The following is a 3,288-nucleotide window of genomic DNA, read 5'->3' as shown; positions in this document are numbered from 1 at the left end:
ACATTTCCGCCAGTCTCAGGTACGCTTGCCGGATTTGCTGTCTTTGTTACTCTGATCATCGGTGCCACATCGTCGAAGGTCACGGTCTCATCGTCATCATCCGTAGCTACTGTTCCGTAGTTGTCTACCGCTGTAGCTGTTACTACATTCGTATGTGCCGTTAACGAATCAGACGAGAGCCAAACAGTGTATGTGCCAGTATATGATCCGCCTGAAAGTATAGTTTGTGGTATAACTATATCTCCCTTTCCATTAAGATCTCCAAATACATCATCCACTAAACTGTTGAGAGTAACGGTCTGAGGACCAATATTCTCTACCAGGAATGTAAATGTCACATTCCCACCAGTCTCTGGAACATGTGTAGGGCTTGCTGTCTTTGTAACTCTAATTGCTGGTGGAACATTAAAGGTATTAACAATATTTAATGTTGCCAGTCCCTTTGGTGGTACTATAGCAACCCTTCCATCTGGATATGTGATACTCCATTCAGGAATTGTTACCTCGGAAATAGTGTATGTGCCTGGCACTAGTCCAGCTTTTATTATCGTTCCATTACCAGATGAATCGATGGGAATATTTAATGTGAAAGTCGGGTAATAGTCACTGGTTACATCTACATCTACATAAGCTGGCAAAACATATCCTACTGGTATACCGATAAAGCTCTTATTTATTTGTAAACTTCCATAAGCAAGGAAATCTGACGGCTTCAATAGTGGTACAGTCTGAGCTGATTTAGTAATTACCTCGCCTGAAGCTGTCACCGCACTAACAAAGCTTGAATCATTGTTACCTGCTATCTTAGCAGGCAAATCTTCCTGCAATACTACCCAAATCTCAACTGAAATTACATCACCATTGTCAAGTCCTTCAACCGTTATGATACTTGTGAAATCAGCTGTATTCAGTTTGTTTACAATACTTGTGACACTAGCATTTCCCGCAGGATCTGTTGAGTGTGTGATATCAACAAATGCAGCATAAACCATGTAGTTTCCATCATACCCAAAGTCACTGCCGCTAGTGGTCTTGGTAGACCAGAACATCTCCATTGTAATTATGCCATTCTCAGGTGCTGTTGAACCATTTACCGTTACGTATGCCTCGAAAGGTACTATCTGCCCTAATACAAGATCCTCCGGAGCTAATGATTCTCTAGTATTCGAATGAAGGGTGGTTCCCAACTGGTCTGGCCATCGTCCTATGGTCTTCTCAGGTAACGGAGCGTAGTACTTTGGGAAATACTTTTCGTATGTGTCAGGATTGTAACTTGAGAAGTCAATTGTATATGCTCCTCCGTCATCTGTGAATGAAGTATTTACGATAGTTTTGGTATCTGCACCTGTTACTACAACTTCATAATTTGGGGAATAGTAGTCAGCAATATTGAACAATATTGCGAACATTCCCTGCGAATCAACTTCAGCTACAGTCTCAAATCTCCATGTGCCATATACTTCTTTAACTTCTATATAGACTGCACTATCTAGTATCCATCCGCTACCCTTCATATTTACTTTTCCGCCAGGATTATAATCCTCTTTATTGACGATTACAACTGGAGCAACTAAATATGTTAATGGAGCTTCAGGTACTAATTCAACTACTATTGGCTCTTCTACTACCGGCTCTTCTACTACCGGCTCTTCTACTACCGGTTCTTCTACTACCGGCTCTTCTACTACCGGCTCTTCTACTACCGGTTCTTCTACTACCGGCTCTTCTACTACCGGTTCTTCCACAACCGGCACTTCAACCACCGGTTCTTCAACTATCGGTTCTTCAACCACTGGCTCCTCTATAACCTGTTGCTCTATCCCAATTACATCTTTCGACAGTTTATCTTTAGGATCAGCGTAGGTTTTGACTGGTGAAGCTAGAATCGGAAATGCAAAAAGGAGAGTTGTGACCAAAGAAATCCCGAATCTTAACAGTCTTCTGTCTCGCCATTTATGATGCGACAGATTCGTATTCATATGAATCTCCTCCAAATATAATCGAACTTTTCCGGTGCTACCGGAGTATTCGATTGAGAAGTAAATCTCCATAACTGCCTGGATCCTATTGATCCTCGAGCAGACTGGGCAGGAATGGAAATTAATTATCTGCGCATGTGCAATCATTGTAATCATTGATATTTCTTTAACTTTCAACGTGCTGAAAAACGCAAAAAGCCAGCGAACAATAAGAGTCACCAGCTACACCACACCTATTCAACTATTCAACGCATCGATATCTTATTTTCTCTAATATGGTTTCAAGATTTCTCTATACCTCTGCGACCTTGTCCTTACTTATCCGCTTCATTTGTAAAATTAGATCACGCTGATTCAACCACTAACTAACCACACTATCAATTGACTGTTTTTTTATGGTAACTAGGATAATATGACAAAATGGAATGCACCTAAACAAAATCCCGGAATTTTCTTTGGGTCACTCCACTATCAAGCGAAAGATATTATATTATATTGTATTATTTAAATACAATGATCTCCAATTCTTGCTTTGAAATCTTTTTGTAACTTTCTATCCAACTTCATTCTACCACTTCAAATAATCGAAAAAAATAGGTGTTTATAACGATTTTGTAAACGTTTTTATTATTAAATATATATATTTATGCATATTTATTATTGTTATTTTAAACTTTCTATCAAAAAAATATGTGAGACTTTCATTAACTACGATTTATCATTTTCAACTAATATTCACAGTTAGATTATTGTAAACCAATAATAACTATTCAATGCGTTCTCATATCGACAGCTATCGATTATGCATAACCAGTCAAATCCTTATCACATCAATCGTCCAGTATGGTATAATTCAAGGAGAGGACATACTTGATTGGATGAGAGGTGGGTTCCAAATGAAATTTCAGCTGACACAGGAATTTATCATAGCCTTGGCAGTAGGGCTCGCCATATATCTGTCTGCGGTTACATCGGTATACATGGTATTCGGACCACTTTCAAAGGGAAAGAGCAGGCTTAACATAAAGAAGAGGAAGCAGGAAGCTCCTGCATCGGAAAACTCTGAGGAATCAGTCAGAGCTATAGTAGAAGAGCTTGAAAATGAAAAATTAAAATCTTCAGGTAATATCAATGAGCTGGATGAGGAAATCGCAAGACAGGAAGAGATCTTAAAGAAGCTTAAGGAAGCAAGAGAGAAGAAATCCTAAAATTTCGGTAGTGTATTTTAATTTGTGTTTATACATGACTTAAGATACTAACAAGAGTGGGAATAGGAACAGGACAGGAGAGCTGAGACAAGCTCAGGCAC

Annotated in this window: 2 protein-coding genes; one reads left to right on the top strand and one right to left on the bottom strand. The window is 39.1% G+C overall.

Annotated features, from left to right (window positions below; translation table 11 throughout):
* A partial coding sequence (locus tag J2Z34_RS17425; protein ID WP_209461146.1) for a hypothetical protein occupies positions 1–1,979 on the bottom strand: 1,979 nt, incomplete at its 3' end.
* An 896-nt stretch (positions 1,980–2,875) separates the two neighbouring features.
* On the opposite strand from J2Z34_RS17425, the gene J2Z34_RS17420 reads away from it, so the two are divergent.
* Positions 2,876–3,187 (top strand): hypothetical protein, encoded by a 312-nt coding sequence (locus J2Z34_RS17420; RefSeq protein ID WP_209461145.1) that lies wholly within the window; start codon positions 2,876–2,878, stop codon positions 3,185–3,187.
* Positions 3,188–3,288 lie beyond the last annotated feature (101 nt).

The organism is Youngiibacter multivorans (assembly GCF_017873395.1).
Lineage (GTDB): Bacteria > Bacillota > Clostridia > Clostridiales > Clostridiaceae > Youngiibacter > Youngiibacter multivorans.
This window is presented reverse-complemented; position numbering and strand designations above follow the sequence as displayed.